A 919-nucleotide genomic window follows, 5' to 3' on the forward strand; every position below is an offset into this window, starting at 1 on the left:
TTGTCACCTTTCGGTGAGCTGACTGCGGCCTCTGGTTTTGCTTTGCGGGGAGAAGATTTTGAAATTCTCGGACGATCATTAAATACGTTAGTATTTAATATATTATTATTGTTTATGGACAATCGTTGGACATCCGTTGGACAAACATCGCTGAGAGGTGCGTTTTTACTGGTGTTTGCGTTGGACAATCGTTGGACATCCGTTGGACAATTTTGAGACTGAAAATCGTCATATTTCACTATCGAAATCAGGCTGAATTTACGACCTTTCGACTCAATATTAATCATCCCTTTCGACTCAAAAGTGCGGAGTAAACTCTTCACTTTGTTGTCCGGAATGAACGTCTCGGATACCAGTGTCGGCCTGCCGGTGATCATCTGGCCGCGCCGAACAATCATCATGCCGATATCAGTGTTAACCTCCTCGTCAGTGTGATTTGCTTTCAGTATCAGATGCAGCCACAGATGGACTGCCTGAGAATCCCTGTATAGCCTGCTGTCCATGAATTGTCTGTGTATCAATGCAAACCCCTTGCCGGATTGCTCCGGCGTTACAGGCCGCTCCTCCGGCGCTCTGCCGGGGAACCGGTACACGTTGTTTAATGCGGTATTCATGATATGACCTCCTGTCCGGTTTCAGATAAAAATGCCTGGTACTCTTCCATGAGCAGTCCGGCCTCGCCATCCAGCTCTAACCCTGCATCAGCAACGGCTTGAATAAACTTTCTGGCCTTCACTGCGCTGAACTGCGGCAACGCCGCACTTCGGGTCAGTTTCTTCTTACCGGCTGCTTTGGCTTTGCTCATCTGCTCGGTGGCAACTGCGGATGCCTGAGTGCCGTGTTCGCGGGATAATGCAACAGCTGTTGTCGCTGATACTTCACCGGTACGAACCATTTCAATCAGGCCATCGCCACACGT

General features: G+C 49.1%; 2 pseudogenes. Both read right to left on the minus strand.

The features are described 5' to 3' along the window. A pseudogene (locus tag N7387_RS21285) lies at positions 1–503 on the minus strand (DNA replication protein); the annotation flags it as partial. Positions 504–610: 107 nt separating this feature from the next. Then, positions 611–919, minus strand: a pseudogene (locus N7387_RS21290) (DNA-binding protein); the annotation flags it as partial.

The sequence above is a fragment of the Morganella sp. GD04133 genome, from assembly GCF_029835375.1.
Classification (GTDB): Bacteria; Pseudomonadota; Gammaproteobacteria; order Enterobacterales; family Enterobacteriaceae; genus Morganella; species Morganella morganii_B.